This window comes from Novosphingobium sp. 17-62-19 (assembly GCF_002256775.1).
GTDB lineage: Bacteria > Pseudomonadota > Alphaproteobacteria > Sphingomonadales > Sphingomonadaceae > Novosphingobium.
Genome location: NZ_NCII01000003.1, coordinates 1 through 16,797 on the forward strand (window position 1 = coordinate 1; position 16,797 = coordinate 16,797).

Genomic DNA, 16,797 nt, shown 5'->3' on the forward strand with positions numbered 1-16,797 from the left:
AAACGCGCCCCTCGCAGCCGTCAACGCCATGATTTATATGCGAAATATCACGATTACGACAGCGAAATCAGCGACTTACTTGGAGAATGTGGGTTCAGGATGCCGCCCTTGAGGTGATAGACTTCTTCCACCCCTTCAGCCTTGAGGAACGCGGTGGACTTTTCACAGCGGATTCCACCGGTGCAGAACATGGCGACTTTGGGCGCTTTCCCATCGCCCAGCAATCGCTCCCGCTCACCCCTGAACCATTCAGGGAAATCCCGGAACGTCCGCGTGCGCGGATCGATCGCGCGCTCGAACGTGCCGACTTCGACCTCGTAATCGTTGCGCGTGTCGATCACGATAGTCTCGGGATCGGCAATCAGTGCGTTCCAATCCTGCGGAGCCACATATGTGCCGACGTTGGCACGGGGATCTATGTCCGGCTCGCCCATCGTCACGATCTCGCGCTTGACGCGCACTTTCATGCGATAGAACGGCATTTCCGCCGCGCCGGAATACTTGACGTCCACCTCCGCGCAATCTGGCTGCGCACGGATGAAATCGACCACCTGCGCGATGCCGCCAGAGGTGCCGGCAATCGTCCCGTTGATCCCCTCACGCGCCACCAGCAGCGTGCCTTTGATCTTCTGCGCCCGGCACACGGTGTCCAGCGCATCGCGCAAAGCTGCGGGATCGGCAACCACGGCAAAGCGATAGAGTGCGGCAACGGTGATCGGCTGGTTGGTCTGCATGGCCACGCCCTTTAGCGCCTGTGCCAAAATTCGCCAGAGGGTGGCTAGATGATAGCCCCCGGCTGCCGATCAGGCGCGGTTTCTGCAAATGCGGGCAAGGCCATGCAGGCCGCCTCCACCGCCGCAATCCGCCCGAAATCGAAACGGGCGCCATAACGGCGTGCGTTGTACAGTTGCGGCACTAACAGCACATCGGCGAGCGTTACCTGCGCGCCGAAGCAGAATGGCCCTTCATGCCCGGCAATCAGTTCTGCACCCGCCGCCAGCCCGCGTTCAATCGCATCTGCCGCCCAACGCTCCACTCCGGCCTGATCCTGCCCCAGTGCCTTGACCATCTTGAGCACCCGTATGTTCTGCAGCGGGTGTATGTCGCAGGCAATGATCTGGGCAAAAGCGCGCACCCGCGCCCGCTCCAGCGGGCTTTGCGGCAAAAACGGCGGTTCGGGATAGACCTCGTCAAGATATTCGCAGATCGCCATGCTCTGCGTCAGCACTTGCCCATTCACCACCAAAGACGGCACCACGCCTTGCGGATTGACGGCGAGATAATCCGCCGCGCGCTGCTGGTCATTCAGCAGGTCACGCGGCGCGGTATCCCAAGCCAGCCCTTTGAGCGCCAGTGCGATCCGCACGCGCCACGATGCGCTGGACCGCCAATAGGCATGAAGGACAATCTCTTCCGACACGGCAGCGCACTCCCATTTTGCTGCGCGCGACGTTACCTGCCGACAGACACATTGCAACCCGCCCCGCGCTGCGGTTAGGCATTGAGGCAATGACACAGCCCCGCCTCCACCCGATCTATGCCGGAATGCCGGTGACGATCTTCGAAGAAATGTCCGGCCTTTCCCGCCAGACCGGCGCGATCAATCTGGGGCAGGGCTTTCCTGATGGGGCTCCGCCGCCTGCGTTGCTGGAGGCACTGGCCCGCGCCTCGATGGAGCGATCTCACCAGTATCCGCCGATGGCAGGCATTCCCGAACTGCGCCGCGCCGTGGCCGCATTCTATGCCCGCACGCAAGCGCTGGACCTTCCGCCTGAAAGCGTGATCGTCACCTCCGGCGCGACCGAGGCGGTGGCTTCTGCCATCCTTGCCGTGGTGCAGCCGGGCGATGAAGTGCTGCTCTTTTCACCGGCCTACGATGCCTATGCTCCGCTGGTGCGCCGGGCGGGCGGCGTGCCGGTGTTCATCGCACTACAACCGCCGCTATGGCGCTATGACCATGCCGCAATCGAAGCAGCAATCAGCCCCCGCACCCGCGCTTTGGTGCTCAACGATCCGCTGAACCCCACCGGCACTGTCGCTTCGCCGTCAGATCTGGCCATGCTTGCGCAACTGTGCGTGACGCACGATCTTTTTGCGATCTGCGACGAGGTGTGGGAAAATGTCCGCTTCGATGGCCAACCCCACGTTTCGCTCCTTGCCCAGCCCGGCATGAAGACCCGCGCCCTGAAGATCGGATCGGCAGGCAAGATCTTCGGTGCAACCGGGTGGAAGGTCGGCTGGATCGTTGCCGCGCCCGAGGTGGCCGCCGTGGTCGGCCGCGCACACCAGTTCCTCACCTTCACCACGCCGCCGATGCTGCAATGGGCCGTGGCGGAAGGTCTGGAGAGTCCGCAGATCGCGCAAAGCTGCACCGCCCGCTGGGCCGAAACCCGCGCAGTTCTGATCGAAGCCCTCACGTGTGAAGGCTTTGCCCTGCTCCCCAACGCCGCCACGTGGTTCACCTGCATAGATCTCCCCGCGTCGGGCATTCCGCTCGACGACCGCACTTTTGCATTGTGCGCGGTCCATGAAGCGGGTGTTGCCACCATCCCACTATCCGCGCTGTGGGAAGGTTCTAGTGCCCCCACCGACATAGCCCGCCTGTGTCACTGCAAGCCCGCAGCGATGCTGGTGGAGGCGGTGGAGAGGCTAGCGCGGTGGCGGGATGGCGGGGCTTAGAGCACTTTCCAACCAATCTGGCTCACCACGACGGAGCCGATTTTGGTCGAGTGCAAGGATCGAGGAGGGAGCCATGCCATTGCATAGTGACCGACGAGAGACGCAGCAATCGGCCAAAAGGGGCCCGCCCCTGCGGGGTTGCCGCAGGAAGCCCCTCGGACCGCGTCGCCTTGTTTAGACGGGCAACCAGCCCGCCCTGCACAAGGCTCCTTGCCGAGAAGCTCCCTGCGGCAATCGTGGTGAGCCAGATTGGTTGGAAAGTGCTCTAATGCTTCACCAGCGCGTCCCACTCCCCCCACGCAATTGCCCGGCCCGGATAGGCCACGCGCGCAAAAGGCCATTCCTTGGCCACCCATGCCTGCACCCAGGCATAAAGCGCGGCATCAAAGCCTGCGTCGTGTTCCGCCTTCGTGACCCACAGCCGCACCACTGCATCATAGCCCGCCACCGGGCTGGGTGAAACATAAACACTACCGCGTTCGCGCGTGCCATCGGATGTCAGCACACCATAGGCAAACGACTTGCGCGCCCGAAAGCGAGCCTGCTCGCCCTCCATGTCTTTGATCGCATCAGCATCGGTCAGCCCGGCGTGTGGCCAATCCGTGCTGCGGGTGAAAGTCTGCTGCAGGTGTGCGATCGACGCCATGTAGGCATCGAAATCGATTTTAACCAAATCCGGGCCGAGCGGCACCAGCTTGAATCCCGGCCCTTCCACCAGTGTCGGCACGGCAAAGTCCGCTGGAACCAGTGGCGGCACTGGCGCTGTAACCACTGCTTCTGCCGCCTGCGCAAACGCTGGCCCCGCTTGCAGCGCCAACACCGCCAAACCCAGCTTTGCGCTCGTGACCCTCAAACCCATCGACATTGCTCCATCGAAACCGATGGCGAGCTAATGATGTTGGAACCCGCGTTAGCAATACGCCATTTACCACCGTCTCAAAGCGGCCACGCCCACAGGATCAGTGGCGTGCCAATCACCACGACCAGCACCGAAAGCGGTGCGCCAAGCCTTGCGTAATCGCCAAAGCGATAGCCGCCCGGCCCCAGCACCAGCGTGTTGCACTGGTGGCCGATGGGGGTGAGGAAATCGCAGCCTGCGCCAATGGCGGTGGCAATCAGGAAGGCTTCGGGGCGGTAATGGAGCTGTTCGGCAAAGACCGCAGCAATCGGGGCCATGACGAGCACCGTCGCGGCGTTGTTCAGAAACGGAGTGACAGCCATTGCCGCCACAAGGATCAATGCCACCGCACCCCATGCCGGAAGCTGCACGGCGAAATTGGCCAGCACTACGGCGATCAGGTCAGAAGCACCGGTGGTCTGCAACGATTCACTTACTGGAATCAGCGCCGCCAACATGATCAGGATCGGCCATTCAATCGCCTTGTAAGCCTCGTCCGCGGGCAGCGCTCCGGTAATCACGGTAAGGCTGGCAGCAGCAAAGAACGCCATCGCTGCTGGCACAACTCCGCTGCCTGCCGCCACCATGGCGCAGGCAAGGATTATCAGCGGCAGCCAGCGTGCCTTGCGCGATCCGAGGCCGATCTGGCGCTCGGCCAGCGGAAGCGCGCCCATTTCGGAAAGGCGGGCGGGCATGGTTTCCAGCGGCCCTTGCAGCACGATCACATCGCCTGCCTGCAGCACGGTGTTGCCCGGCTTGTTGGCAATCGTTGCACCTTCGCGCGATATCGCGATCAGGTTGATGCCAAGTCTGTCGCGCATGTTCAGCCGCCGGGCAGTACGGCCGATCAGCGCCGAATCCGAGCGGATCACAGCCTCGATCACGCCGATGTTATCGGCCCGCTGCGGCTCGTCTCCTTTGCCCTTGCCGTCGCCGGCCAGCGTCAGCCGGTCCGCCGCCACGATGCGTTCCAGCACATCGGGCTCACCGCTGAGGATCAGCACGTCGCCTTCGCCAATGGTGGTGTAGGGCAACACCTCGCCACGCATGTCACCGCGCATCAATCCGGTTACGCCGATTTCGCCTTCGTTCCGCTCGTGGAATTCGGCAACGGTAAGGCCTGCCACCGGCGAGCCTTCGGTCACGGTTGCCTCGATCACATAGGCCGAGATGTTGATCGCCTCAGCCATGCCTTGTGCGGCATTGCGGTCCGTCGGCAGCAGCCGCCAGCCCACGCTGAGGAACAGCAATCCGACCACCAGCAGCGCAGCGCCCGTCGGCAGGTAATCGAACATGCCGAATGGCTCGCCCGTCATCTCCTCACGCACGCGCGATACGATGATGTTGGGCGACGTGCCGATCAGCGTGGTGAGGCCCCCAAGCAGCGAGGCAAAGGCCATCGGCATCAGGTAGAGCGAGGGCGAGGCCTTGTTCTTGCGCGCCATTTGCACCGCGCCCGGCATCAGCATGGCCAGTGCGCCAACATTCTTGATAAAGCCGGAGGCGACGCCCACCGCCGCAGACATCACCAGCATCTGTGCCTGCGGGCGCTTGATCCGCTGTGCCAACGATTGCAGCAAGCCTTCGATCAGCCCGGACCGCTGAACTGCCGCAGACAGGACCAGCGCCGATCCAACGATCACCACAATATCATCGGAAAAGCCAGAAAACGCGTCTTTTGGCGAGACAACGCCCAGCGCAATTGCCGCCAGCAGTGCAATCACCGCTGTCACGTCATACCGAAAACGGCCCCATAGAAACAGGGCCATCATCCCGCCGAGCGTGGCCAGCGAGAGCCACTGGGGTGTTGTCATTGCGTTGGATATTTCATTGCCGGGAGAATGATCGACCGGCGTTCAGGTTCCACTCAACCGAATAGCAGTTCGCCCTGCCGGGGCAGATTGCGCGGTAGCTGGCGCGGCGGTGGCGGAGTGGCCATGCGATGCGACAGCAGGCAGCGCGCCATACCCTGCAACACATAGACCGCGTGGCGCTGCCCACCCCGATTCTCATGATCCACGGCAAAGCCCTTGTAATAGCGCTTCAACAGCCCCGCGCCGACCAGTTCTGACACGGCCCGGCTGAGATTGGTCTTGCCCGAAGCGCGCACCCGGTCACGCACTTCATCCTCCACCAGCGCGGCAGCGGCGACGGGATCGACTGGCATCCGATCTTCAAGGATAAGGTCAGATTTCACCCGCTCCGCCAGCGCCACGCGGCGGGGATCGCGCCGGCCCATCGGGGCGAGGCTGTCACACAGGAAATCGCGCAATGTGAACTGCTTGTTGCCCCGCCGGACAAACGGCCCAGCCTCCCCACCTGCATCGGCGACTTCAGCAATAAGGCTGAGCACCATGAAGGCATAGCGCGGACGCGTGCTGGCTTGCGCCAGGCAATCGAGCAGCGATGACACCGGACTGGGGGAGCCAGAGTTGAGGGAGGATGAACCTAGGAGGATCGCCGATTGGAACATTTCGTGATTCAACAAAGCACATAACGGGATTTCTGTGAATCCCTTCCGTGCCCATCCCACCGCAAAAGGCAACATTTGTCCTCTGTGACACTTTGCCCGAAGGTAAAGTGTCACGAATGCCCCTTTACCCTGGCCAAGCCTCAGGCCACTTGCCCAGTGAATGGCATAGGCGCATTGCCTGTGACTCCGCCGCAATCCACTTCGAACAGCGCGCCGTCAAATTCAGAAGGCTCAAGCCCTGTTGCTGCTGACGTCACGAACATGCGGTCCAGCCCTTCGCCCGCAAACGCGATATTGGTTATGCGCCGCGCTGGCAGTTCGATCGTGCGATCCCGGCTGCCGTCCGCCGCGAAGCGGGTAATGCGGCCGCCGTCCCAATGCGCCACCCACACGAAGCCTTGACTGTCGGTGGTCATCCCGTCTGGATAGCCATCATCCTCATCAAATTCGACGAAAACCCGGTCCTTGCGAGCCGCACCATCATCAAGCGCAAAGCGATAGATCAACCGGCGTCCGCTGTCGGCATGATACATCCATTGGCCGCAGTGTGAAAAGGCAGGACCGTTGGGCACGAGATAGCCAATGTCGATCATCCGTACTTCGCCTTCGGGACTGATGCGATAGAGCGCGCCGCTGGCTTGCGTCTCGCTCATGTCCATCGTGCCACACCAGATCGCACCGCTGGCATCAGTCTTGCCATCGTTCATTCGGTTTCCGGGCAAGTGGGCCTCAAGCGCCTTGCGTGGACCGATTTCAACCGGATCAAGGCTGATAGTGGCAATGCCGGAGCGAAAACCGCCGACCAGACTGCCCGTTGAGCCATTGGAGGCGCTTGTCACTACCCAACCCAACGGCTCGGGCATGTCCCAGCGCTCAATCTTGCCGGTGGCAAGGGTCAACCGGTTAAGTGCCGGGGCGAGTATATCCACCCAGTAGAATGCCCCGTCACGCGGGCACCATAACGCGCCTTCACCCAAAACATCACGCTGTGCACCGCGTTCGATCTTCTTCCAGAGTGTCATTGTGTCAACCTCAGTGCGAAATTCAGTGCCAGTATCGATGGTTGTGGTGCAGGAGACTCGTGGTCAAGGCGATGCAGTGGGAAGCTTGTTCAAAGACTCGCGCCGGATTTCCTGCCGCGGCCCATCCTCTTTCGCCGGTCATTCATCCCAACCATTGACGGCACGACGACAGATATATAGTCCGACAAATGAAATGAGTGCAAGCCGCATGTCGGCAAAGGCGCCAGCAATTTGGCACTTGCAGTTTGAGAGGAGCGCACCTGATGCCGCCTGTGATGTCTTCGTCTGGAACACCACCGCAAGATGCGGCAGGCAGCAAGGACTCTACAGGGCAACACGCCGCAGTCCGCTATGGCCCATCGCTTGGATTGCTGGCGAGCCTGTTCTTCATGTGGGGCTTCATCACGGTGATCAACAACACTCTGCTGCCGCACCTGCGCAGCGTGTTCGATCTGAACTATACGCAGACAACATTGATCGAATCGGTGTGGTTCATCGCCTATTTCGTGGCATCGATCCCCTCGGCCAAACTGATCGAGAAGATCGGCTATCAGAAGTCGCTGGTGATCGGCCTGCTGGTCATGGCGGCAGGCGCACTGGGCATGATGCTGGCAGCATCGTTGCCATCCTATGGCGTAACGCTGGTCATGCTCTTCGTGATCGCCAGCGGCATCACTTTGCTGCAAGTCGCTGCCAACCCCTACGTCGCCGTGGTCGGAAAGCCGGAAACCGCATCATCGCGCCTCAATCTGGTGCAGGCGATGAACTCGGCCGGCACGATGCTCGCACCGATGTTCGGCGCCTATCTGATCCTGGGCCGGTCCAAGGGCGGCACGGCGGCTTCCGGCACCGTGCTCACCCAGGCAGAGCGCATGGCCGACGCGCAATCGGTGATCCTGCCCTATGGCCTTGTCGCCGTCGTTCTGGTCATCCTGGCCGTTGTCATCGCACGCTTTCCCTTGCCCGCCATGGGCAACGCCACGCAGCGGCTCGCGCCCGAAGAGCGCGCCAGGCTCTCGCTGTGGAAGCACCGGAATCTGGTGTTCGGCATCCCTGCCATCTTCATCTACCTCATCGCCGAAATCGGCGTCGCCAACCTCTTCGTCAACTTCGTCAGCCAGCCCGATATCGCCAATCTGACCCAGGAACAGGCCGGCCACTACCTCACCTTCCTGTGGGGCGGCATGATGATCGGGCGCTTCCTTGGTTCTGCCATCATGCAGAAGATCGATGCAGCGCTGGTGCTCGCCGTCTTCTCGATCGGCGCTTTCGTCGTCATGCTGATCGCTGTATTCACCACCGGACCTGCCGCCATGTGGGCGCTGATCCTTGTCGGACTGTTCCACTCCATCATGTTCCCCACCATCTTCACGCTGGGGATCAAGGGCCTCGGACCCCTCACCGAAGAAGGGTCCGGCCTGCTCATCATGGCCATTGCCGGCGGCGCGCTCGTCGTCGTCCAGGGATGGATCGCAGACGCCTATGGCCTACAATCCTCCTTCCTCCTGACCGCTGCCTGCGAACTCTACATCCTGTTCTACGCACTGTGGGGGGCAAAGCCGACGGGCCAGACTGTCTGATCCGCACAAGAAAACCCCCGTTGGCCGGAATGCACAGAGTTGCATTCCAGCCATTCCGATAATATGTCTGATTAAATCAGGAGATGTTCGATGACAGAATTCCGCGCCGTGGCCGCTGCCACGGGTGAACCGACCGGCCCTGCCTTTGCCGTCCATGGTCCTGCCGATGTCGATGCGGTCTGCGCCGCCGCGGCTGCGGCTTTCGACGCCTATCGTGCCACGGGCCGCGAAGAGCGCGCCGCATTCCTCGAAGCCATTGCCACCGAAATTCTCGGGATTGGCGATGACCTGATCGAAGCAGCCATGCTCGAATCCGGCCTGCCGCGCGCCCGGCTTGAAGGAGAGCGTGGCCGCACTGTCGGCCAGTTGCGCCTGTTTGCCGATGTCGTGCGCAAGGGTGCCTGGCAGCAGTTGCGGATCGATCCGGCCATGCCCGATCGCCAACCATTGCCCCGCCCGGACTTGCGCCTGCGCATGATTCCGGTCGGTCCCGTCGCCGTGTTCGGCGCATCAAACTTCCCGCTCGCTTTCTCCACCGCCGGTGGTGATACCGCTTCCGCCCTTGCTGCCGGTTGCCCGGTTGTTGTCAAGGGCCACCCCGCACACCCCAAGACAGGCGAGCTGGTAGCTGCTGCCATCGCCCGCGCCGTTGCTGCCTGTGGTCTGCCTGCTGGTGTCTTCGGCCACCTCGTTGGCCCTTCCAACGAACTGGGTGCGGCGCTGGTGCAAGACCCCCGCATTGCCGCCGTAGGTTTCACCGGATCGCGCAATGGCGGCCTCGCACTCGTCCGCCTTGCGCAAGGCCGCGACGTGCCGATCCCGGTCTATGCCGAAATGTCGAGCATCAACCCGGTCCTGTTGCTGCCCGAAGCGCTGAAGACGCGCAGCGGCGCACTTGGCACTGCTTTCGTCGGTTCGCTGACGATGGGCGCGGGCCAGTTCTGCACCAATCCCGGCCTCGTCCTTGCCATTGCGGGCGAAGGGCTTGACGCTTTCCTTGCCGCTGCCGTCGAAGCAGTTGGCGCGGCTGCGGCCCAGACAATGCTGACCGGCGGGATCTGCAAGGCCTACCAGTCCGGCGTTGCCACGCTTGAGGCAACACCCGGCGTCGACAAGCTAGCCGAGGGTCGTGCCGGAGACGCCATGCAAGGCCACGCCGCGCTGTTCCGCACCACGGCCGAGGCATTTCTTACCGAAAGAGCCATGGGCCATGAGGTCTTTGGCGCGTCCTCGGTCGTTGTCGCTTGCCGCGATGAGGCCGAATTGCTCAGCGTTCTCAAAGGGCTGGAAGGCCAGCTGACTGCCACGTTGCACATGGATGCCGCAGACGAGGCGCTGGCCGCGCGGCTCATGTCGGTACTGGAAATGAAGGCCGGGCGCATCCTTGCCAATGGCTGGCCCACCGGTGTCGAAGTGTGCCACGCGATGGTCCACGGCGGCCCCTTCCCCGCCACGTCCGATCCGCGCACAACGTCTGTCGGCAGCATGGCCATCGACCGGTTCCTGCGCCCCGTAAGCTACCAGAACCTGAGTGCCGCACTGCTTCCGCCTGAACTGCGTGACGACGCGCGAGGCGATGGCGCACCGCGCCTGATCGATGGCAATCTGACTCTTTGAACCCGCTGATGCGACGGTAAAAGATATCAATTCTTCTCGTTGCACCAGCGTGCGCACGATGTTGCTCACGCTGGTGCAACGGCCCCGCCTGGTGTCGTCTCGGTGCTTCCAGGCATCGTTCAGGTGATCTCGCCTGCGCGGTGCGCGGCGCCGGGCGGATATGCTCTGCACAATGTCCATGCTGCAATAATTAGAATACATATTTCAGATTGCGGTCCGCTTTAGGTAGCGCTATCATGCAGCAGAAACCGGAGAACCGGTGAGGAAAAGGATGTCTGAAAATGAAGGCAAGACTTCTGGCCACTGCGCTGTGCCTGACGACCGCGCTCGCCACCGCAGCTTGTTCCAAGGCCGATAGCGAAGCGCCCGTTTCCAATGGTGGCGCACCTGCCAGCGCCTTCCGCGATCAACCGCTGGTCAGCGAAATCTACACGGCCGATCCTTCGGCACACGTCTTTGACGGCAAGATCTACATCTATCCCTCGCACGACATCGAAACGCCGACCACCGACGATGATCTGGGCAACCAGTATGCGATGCGCGATTACCGCGTCCTCAGCATGGAAAAGATCGGCGGCAAGGTAACGATCGGCCCGGTCGCGCTGGATGTGAAAGATGTGCCCTGGGCCTCACAGCAGATGTGGGCGCCTGACGCGGCATACAAGGACGGCACCTACTACCTGTATTTCCCCGCGCGCGACAAGGTGAAGGACAAGAATGGCCTCGGCACGTTCCGCATCGGCGTGGCGACATCGAAGGACCCGATGGGTCCGTTCGTGGCGGAAAAGGACCCGATCCCCGGATCGTTCTCGATGGACCCGGCGGTGTTCACCGATGATGACGGCGCGTCCTACATGTATTTCGGCGGCATCTGGGGCGGCCAGTTGCAGCGCTGGGCCACGGGCAAGTTCGATCCCAACGGATCGGACACCGATCTGATGCAGGACGACAAGCCTGCATTGTCGGGCAAGGTCGTCAAGATGAACGCCGACATGAAAACCTTTGCCGAAAGCCCCCGCGATGCGGTGATCCTGGGCGAAGATGGCAAGCCCGTGCTGGGCGGCGATCATGAGCGCCGGTTCTTTGAAGGAACGTGGGTCTTCAAGAAGGACGGCAAGTATTACTACACCTACTCCACCGGCGACACGCACTTCCTGAACTATGCGATTGGCGACAGTCCCTATGGTCCGTTCAAGTATACAGGCCACATTCTGAAGCCAGTGCAGGGCTGGACCACGCATCATTCGGTGATCCAGCACGATGGCAAGTGGTGGCTGTTCTATGCCGATACGCAGATTTCGAACAAGAACCACCTGCGCAACGTGAAGGTGACCGAGCTGACCTTCAATCCCGATGGCACGATCCAGACCATCGATCCCTTCCTCGCAAAGAAGTAAGCTGCATGTTCCTTGGCATCGATGTCGGCACGAGCTGTGTAAAGGCGGTCATTACCGCAGCCAGCGGTGAAGTGCTGGCGCAAAGCAGCTCTGACCTTGTCGTCTTCCGCCCGCAGCCGCTGTGGTCCGAACAGGACCCTGCTGCGTGGGTGGATGCGGCGCACAAGGCCGTGCTGGGCATCGATGCCACGATCCGCGCGGGCGTTGAGGGCATAGGCCTCGCCGGGCAGATGCACGGTGCCACGCTGCTGGGATCGGACGACAAGCCGCTGCGCCCCGCGATCCTGTGGAATGACGGGCGCAGCTTTGCCGAGTGTGCAGCGCTTGAAGCGGTCGAGCCGCGCAGCCGCGAGATCACCGGCAATATCGCCATGCCCGGCTTTACCGCGCCCAAGCTGGCATGGGTTCGCGCGCACGAGCCCGACGTATTTGCCGCGACCAAGACCGTGCTACTGCCCAAGGACTTCGTGCGGTTGGCGCTGACCGGCGAAAAAGCCAGCGACATGTCGGATTCGGCAGGAACGCTGTGGCTGGACGTTGCAGCGCGCGATTGGTCCGATGCGATGCTCGCAGCCACCGGACTGGATCGCAGCCACATGCCCCGCCTGCACGAAGGGCCGGACGTGACCGGCACCCTGCGCGAAGATGTGGCCAAGGCATGGGGCATGGGCCGCGTGCCGGTCGTGGCTGGGGCTGGTGACAATGCCGCCGGCGCGCTGGGCGTGGGCGTGCTGGGCGAAGGACAGGGGATGCTGTCGCTGGGCACATCAGGCGTGATCTTCGTTGCCAATGGCCAGTTCCGGCCCAACCCGGCGCAGGCAGTCCACGCGTTCTGCCACGCGCTGCCGGGTGTGTGGCACCAGATGAGCGTGCATCTCTCGGCTGCATCTTGCATCGATTGGGCGGCAAAGGCCTGCAATGTGCCCGGCCCTGCCGAATTCTTCGCCCTCGCCGAACAGGCGGGCGCTGCCTGCGGGCCGGAACTGTTTCTGCCCTACCTTTCGGGCGAACGCACCCCGCACAACGATCCGCATATCCGCGCGGCCTTCCTTGGCCTGGGCAACGAAAGCACGACGCCGCGCATGGCCGCTGCCGTGCTGGAAGGCGTGGCCTTTGCCCACGCCGATGGCATTGATGCCTTGCGCGAAGCAGGCACGCAGATCGACGAGCTTTGCGTGATCGGCGGCGGATCGCGGTCTGCCCATTGGGGCCGCATCCTTTCCAGCGTGCTGGGCGTGCGGCTGGTCTATCTGCACGGGGGCGAAGTTGGCCCAGCGCTTGGCGGCGCACGTCTGGCGCAGATGGCCGTGACCGGTGCCAGCGCCGCCGATGTCTGCATCCGCCCACCCGTGCGCGCCGTGATCGAACCCGATCTCGATCTCGCCGCCCGTCTTGCGCCCAAGCGCGCCCATTTCTGCGCTGCCTACGCCGCGCTCGCCCCGATCAAGGAGTAAACCACCAATGTCTGCTGCCTATTTCGAAGCCTTCGACACTGTTCGCTATGAAGGGCCTGACGCTACCAGCGATCTGGCCTATCGCTATTACGACAAGGACCGCGTGGTCTTTGGCAAGCGCATGGAAGACTACCTGCGCTTTGCCGTTTGCATGTGGCACACCTTCTGCTGGCCGGGCAGCGACGTGTTTGGCGCAGGCACGTTCGACCGCCCTTGGCTGAACGGCCCGCAGGACGAAGCCGCCGCCCGCGCCAAGCGCGAAGCCGCTCTGTCCTTCGTCGAAAAGCTGGACCTGCCGTTTTACTGCTTCCACGACGTTGACGTGATGGCCCCGGCTGAGAGCATCAGCGAATTCCGCGCCAGCTTTGCCCGCGCTGTCGATCATCTTGAGGAACTGCAGGCAGCGCGTGGCCGCCAGTTGCTGTGGGGCACGGCCAACCTGTTTGGCCACCCGCGCTATCTGGCTGGCGCTGCCACCTCCCCCCGTCCCGAAGTTTACGCATGGGGCGCGAGCCAGGTGCGCGACGCTCTGGAAGCCACGCATCGCCTTGGCGGTGCGAACTACGTGCTGTGGGGCGGTCGCGAGGGTTACGACACGATCCTCAACACCGATCTGGCGATGGAGCAGGCCAATTTCGGGCGGTTCCTTTCGCTCGTGGTCGAGCACAAGCACAAGATCGGGTTCAAGGGCACCATTCTGATCGAACCCAAGCCGCACGAGCCGACCAAACACCAGTACGATTTCGACACGCAGACCGTCTACGGCTTCCTCAAGCGCTTCGGACTTGAGAACGAGGTGAAGGTCAACATCGAAGCCAACCACGCCACGCTTTCGGGCCACACCTTCGAGCATGAAATCGCGATGGCGCGCGCGCTTGGCATCTTCGGGTCGATCGACGCCAATCGCGGCGATCCGCAGAATGGCTGGGACACCGACCAGTTCCCCAACTCGGTCGAGGAACTGACGCTGGCCTGCATCGAGATCGAGCGTGCCGGTGGCTTCACCGATGGCGGCTTCAACTTCGACGCCAAGGTGCGCCGCCAGTCGGTGGACGCGGCAGACCTGTTCCACGGCCACATCGGCGGCGTGGACGTGATCGCCAAGTCTCTGCTGCGCGCCGAGGCCGTGATCGCCGATGGCCGGATCGATGCATTCGTCGCCGAACGCTATGCCGGGTGGAACGGGGAAATGGGCCAGACCATCCGCAAGTCCAGCCTTGCCGAAATCGCCGATCTTGCCGTGGCGCAAGACCTTTGCCCCACGCCCGTGTCGGGCCGTCAGGAATGGCTGGAGAACATGCTCAACCGGTTTTGATTCTACTGGTATGAGTAATAAAAAGGCTCATGCTGAACGTTGGGGTTCAGTATGAGCCTTTTTCTTTGGTTTTCGATATAATTGTGGTTGAATCCCCATCCTCTTTAAATCATACAATTTGAAAATATTGAGAGGATGCCATGATTCGAACGTCCCGCATATTCGCGGCGGCAGGCGCAGTTCTGTGCGCAACTGCATCGCCTGCATTCGGTCAGACAGCGCCTTCCCTATCGCCCTTTTTTGCGCCTGCTGGATCAGGCAGCACTGCAGTGGACGAGGACGGTTTTGTCCGCCGCTGGATGCTGCTTGAACCCATCGCCAAGCCCAACCGCACCAACCAGCTGTTCACCAGCGACTATGTGCGCAAGGCCCTGGCCGAAGATCGTCCGACGGGAATCGGCACGCAGATGCCCAAGGACGGCCAGTCCGTCACCCACAAGGGCACAAAGCTGACCTGGCACGCGCTCGATGCCACGCAATGGGACGCCAAGCTGTTCTACTTTGCCGCGGCATATGGCAAGCCCACCTATGGCGTGATTTTCTGGACCGCGACCGTCATCGAAGCCCCGCGCGACATTCCCGATGCGCATCTGGCGGTGGGGTCGAATTCTGCCTCGATGTGGTGGCTCAACGGCAAGGAAACTGCCGCGCTGTTTGGTGACCGGCGCATGGTGATGGACGATGTCATCTCGCCCGCCGTGGGGCTGAAGAAGGGCCGCAACGTGCTGTATGGCGCGGTGATCAATGGCCCCGGCCTGTCCGATTTTGCCGTGCGTTTCGTCGATGGCAAGGGCCAGCCGATCCGCGACATCACAGTTGGCCTGCGCTGAAGGAGGCAATCATGAAGCCCGGATTTTTCGCCGCTGCTGCGGCTTTCGCCTTCCTGCCCGCCATGCTGTGCGCGCAGGAACGGGGTGTGCACCCCAATCCCGTCGCGCAGCTTGAGGGGGAACCCTACATCCACGATCCTTCAACCATCGTGGAATCCGATGGGAAATTCTACACCTTCGGCACACGCGGCGGCGGTCTGGTTTCGGCTGACGGCTGGACGTGGAACAGCGGCCCGGTCCGCCCCGGCGGCGGCGTGGCACCCGATGTGATCAAGCTGGGTGACCGCTATTACGTTTCATGGGCCGTGGGCGGCGGCGGCATGAACGGCGGCCACAAGAGCGACGTCAAGATCATGTGGACCAAATCGCTCGATCCCGCATCGAAAGACTTCAAGTTTCACGAAGTGGGCACCGTGGCGTCGAGCGACGGGTTTGAAAACAACGATGCGATCGACCCGGCCTTTCTGTTGGCCGAAGGACGGCTGTGGCTGACATACGGCACCTATTTCGGCACGATCCGCATGATCGAGCTTGACCCCAAAACCGCCGAACGCCTGCCCGGCAACCAGCATGTCGATATCGCGATTGACATGGAAGCCACCGCGCTGATGCACCGCGACGGCTGGTATTACCTGCTCGGTACGCACGGCACCTGCTGCGATGGGCCGAATTCCACCTACAACATCCGCGTTGGCCGTTCGCGCAGCCCGCTGGGGCCTTATGTCGATAACTTCGGCGTGCCTCTGCTGAAAGGCGGCGGCAAGCTGGCGTGGGGATCGAACGGGCGTGGCATGGGCGCGGGCCACTTCGGCCTTGTCGATCTGGGCGACGGGGTGGAAAAGTTCTCGTTTCACTATGAAGCCGACATGGACCGTTCCGCCCGCAGCGTGCTGGCGATCCTGCCACTCACGTGGAAGAACGGCTGGCCCGTGGGGCAGGAGAACCTGCGGCCCGGCACCTATGAAATCCAGTCCGAACGCGGTGGCGCGCTGCAACTTGCAGTTGACGAAGTGCGACTGCCGCACAGCTGGCGCGGCTGGGATGCTCCCAAAGAGCCGGTCAAGCCGGTCCCCGGCCAGACGCTGGCGCAGAACCAGACGACATGGCCGGCCAGCACCATTCCGGTCGACATGGGCTACTATCAGGTTCGCGCCAACCAGCACTGGACCATCGAGCCTGTGGCAGGCGCAGGCGGCTGGTTCGGCGCGCCTTATGTGAAGATCGTGATCGCCGGGACGACGCGCGCACTGGCCGCCACGCCTTCGGGTGACGTTGTGGCCGTTGCCGAATTCAGCGGCGCGCCCGAACAGCTTTGGCGGATCGACCAGCTTGGCGATGGCACGTTCAGGATCATTCCCAAGACGACGCCCGATCCGTTCAAACCGCTGGCGCTGTCTGCCGTGGGAGCAAGTACGCCGCGTTTGGTGCGCTTTGATCCGGCATCGGAAGCGGGCAAGTGGACCTTCCGCAAACCATGAACCAAAAGGACTGACAGATCCCGCGTGGTCATCGGACTATCGATCTGCTGGACT

The 16,797-nt window shown here is 62.3% G+C and carries 13 protein-coding genes and 1 pseudogene; 8 read left to right on the forward strand and 6 right to left on the reverse strand.

Annotated features, from left to right (window positions below; all coding sequences use genetic code 11):
* Nucleotides 1-95 precede the first annotated feature (95 nt).
* Nucleotides 96-734, reverse strand: a pseudogene (locus B7X90_RS00835) (rhodanese-like domain-containing protein); the annotation flags it as partial.
* A 44-nt stretch (nucleotides 735-778) separates the two neighbouring features.
* Nucleotides 779-1,420, reverse strand: a complete 642-nt coding sequence (maiA, locus tag B7X90_RS00840; RefSeq protein ID WP_292620851.1) for a maleylacetoacetate isomerase — start codon at nucleotides 1,418-1,420, stop codon at nucleotides 779-781.
* 89 nt (nucleotides 1,421-1,509) lie between these two features.
* Between maiA and B7X90_RS00845 the strand changes: the two genes are divergently transcribed.
* Nucleotides 1,510-2,679: an aminotransferase gene (locus tag B7X90_RS00845; protein ID WP_292620853.1), complete on the forward strand. Its 1,170-nt coding sequence runs from the start codon at nucleotides 1,510-1,512 to the stop codon at nucleotides 2,677-2,679.
* A gap of 265 nt (nucleotides 2,680-2,944) precedes the next feature.
* On the opposite strand, the gene B7X90_RS00850 is transcribed toward B7X90_RS00845, so the two are convergent.
* The 4 genes from B7X90_RS00850 to B7X90_RS00865 form a co-directional block, all read right to left on the reverse strand.
* Entirely contained in the window at nucleotides 2,945-3,538 is a 594-nt protein-coding gene (locus B7X90_RS00850) for a twin-arginine translocation pathway signal protein (RefSeq protein WP_292620855.1), read from the reverse strand.
* A gap of 77 nt (nucleotides 3,539-3,615) precedes the next feature.
* Nucleotides 3,616-5,391, reverse strand: coding sequence for an SLC13 family permease (locus B7X90_RS00855; protein WP_292620856.1), 1,776 nt, complete (start codon nucleotides 5,389-5,391; stop codon nucleotides 3,616-3,618).
* Nucleotides 5,392-5,444: 53 nt separating this feature from the next.
* Nucleotides 5,445-6,050 carry a hypothetical protein gene (locus tag B7X90_RS00860; protein ID WP_292620858.1) on the reverse strand — a complete coding sequence of 202 codons (606 nt, stop codon included), beginning with the start codon at nucleotides 6,048-6,050 and terminating at the stop codon, nucleotides 5,445-5,447.
* Nucleotides 6,051-6,190: 140 nt separating this feature from the next.
* A complete protein-coding gene (locus B7X90_RS00865) occupies nucleotides 6,191-7,072 on the reverse strand; it encodes an SMP-30/gluconolactonase/LRE family protein (protein ID WP_292620860.1) in 882 nt (293 codons plus the stop codon).
* A gap of 263 nt (nucleotides 7,073-7,335) precedes the next feature.
* On the opposite strand from B7X90_RS00865, the gene B7X90_RS00870 reads away from it, so the two are divergent.
* From B7X90_RS00870 to B7X90_RS00900, 7 genes are all read left to right on the forward strand, one after another.
* Nucleotides 7,336-8,652 (forward strand): sugar MFS transporter, encoded by a 1,317-nt coding sequence (locus B7X90_RS00870; RefSeq protein ID WP_292620861.1) that lies wholly within the window; start codon nucleotides 7,336-7,338, stop codon nucleotides 8,650-8,652.
* Between the two features lie 90 nt (nucleotides 8,653-8,742).
* On the forward strand, nucleotides 8,743-10,269 hold the full coding sequence (locus B7X90_RS00875; protein ID WP_292620863.1) for an aldehyde dehydrogenase (NADP(+)): 1,527 nt from the start codon (nucleotides 8,743-8,745) through the stop codon (nucleotides 10,267-10,269).
* Between the two features lie 281 nt (nucleotides 10,270-10,550).
* On the forward strand, nucleotides 10,551-11,666 hold the full coding sequence (locus B7X90_RS00880) for a glycoside hydrolase family 43 protein (protein WP_292620865.1): 1,116 nt from the start codon (nucleotides 10,551-10,553) through the stop codon (nucleotides 11,664-11,666).
* A gap of 5 nt (nucleotides 11,667-11,671) precedes the next feature.
* Nucleotides 11,672-13,120, forward strand: a complete 1,449-nt coding sequence (xylB, locus tag B7X90_RS00885; RefSeq protein ID WP_292620868.1) for a xylulokinase — start codon at nucleotides 11,672-11,674, stop codon at nucleotides 13,118-13,120.
* A gap of 7 nt (nucleotides 13,121-13,127) precedes the next feature.
* Nucleotides 13,128-14,435, forward strand: coding sequence for a xylose isomerase (gene xylA / locus B7X90_RS00890; protein ID WP_292620870.1), 1,308 nt, complete (start codon nucleotides 13,128-13,130; stop codon nucleotides 14,433-14,435).
* 140 nt (nucleotides 14,436-14,575) lie between these two features.
* A complete protein-coding gene (locus B7X90_RS00895) occupies nucleotides 14,576-15,265 on the forward strand; it encodes an acetylxylan esterase (protein ID WP_292620872.1) in 690 nt (229 codons plus the stop codon).
* An 11-nt stretch (nucleotides 15,266-15,276) separates the two neighbouring features.
* Complete coding sequence (locus B7X90_RS00900; RefSeq protein WP_292620873.1) at nucleotides 15,277-16,743, forward strand: family 43 glycosylhydrolase; 1,467 nt, start codon at nucleotides 15,277-15,279, stop codon at nucleotides 16,741-16,743.
* Nucleotides 16,744-16,797: the final 54 nt, after the last annotated feature.

What these genes read in the sequence shown, in the direction of transcription:
- B7X90_RS00845 (WP_292620853.1), top strand. Translation starts at nt 1,510, where the DNA reads ATGACACAGCCCCGCCTCCACCCGATCTATGCCGGAATGCCGGTGACG.
- B7X90_RS00850 (WP_292620855.1), bottom strand. Translation starts at nt 3,538, where the DNA reads ATGGGTTTGAGGGTCACGAGCGCAAAGCTGGGTTTGGCGGTGTTGGCG.
- B7X90_RS00855 (WP_292620856.1), bottom strand. Translation starts at nt 5,391, where the DNA reads ATGACAACACCCCAGTGGCTCTCGCTGGCCACGCTCGGCGGGATGATG.
- B7X90_RS00860 (WP_292620858.1), bottom strand. Translation starts at nt 6,050, where the DNA reads ATGTTCCAATCGGCGATCCTCCTAGGTTCATCCTCCCTCAACTCTGGC.
- B7X90_RS00865 (WP_292620860.1), bottom strand. Translation starts at nt 7,072, where the DNA reads ATGACACTCTGGAAGAAGATCGAACGCGGTGCACAGCGTGATGTTTTG.
- B7X90_RS00870 (WP_292620861.1), top strand. Translation starts at nt 7,336, where the DNA reads ATGCCGCCTGTGATGTCTTCGTCTGGAACACCACCGCAAGATGCGGCA.
- B7X90_RS00875 (WP_292620863.1), top strand. Translation starts at nt 8,743, where the DNA reads ATGACAGAATTCCGCGCCGTGGCCGCTGCCACGGGTGAACCGACCGGC.
- B7X90_RS00880 (WP_292620865.1), top strand. Translation starts at nt 10,551, where the DNA reads ATGAAGGCAAGACTTCTGGCCACTGCGCTGTGCCTGACGACCGCGCTC.
- xylB (WP_292620868.1), top strand. Translation starts at nt 11,672, where the DNA reads ATGTTCCTTGGCATCGATGTCGGCACGAGCTGTGTAAAGGCGGTCATT.
- xylA (WP_292620870.1), top strand. Translation starts at nt 13,128, where the DNA reads ATGTCTGCTGCCTATTTCGAAGCCTTCGACACTGTTCGCTATGAAGGG.
- B7X90_RS00895 (WP_292620872.1), top strand. Translation starts at nt 14,576, where the DNA reads ATGATTCGAACGTCCCGCATATTCGCGGCGGCAGGCGCAGTTCTGTGC.
- B7X90_RS00900 (WP_292620873.1), top strand. Translation starts at nt 15,277, where the DNA reads ATGAAGCCCGGATTTTTCGCCGCTGCTGCGGCTTTCGCCTTCCTGCCC.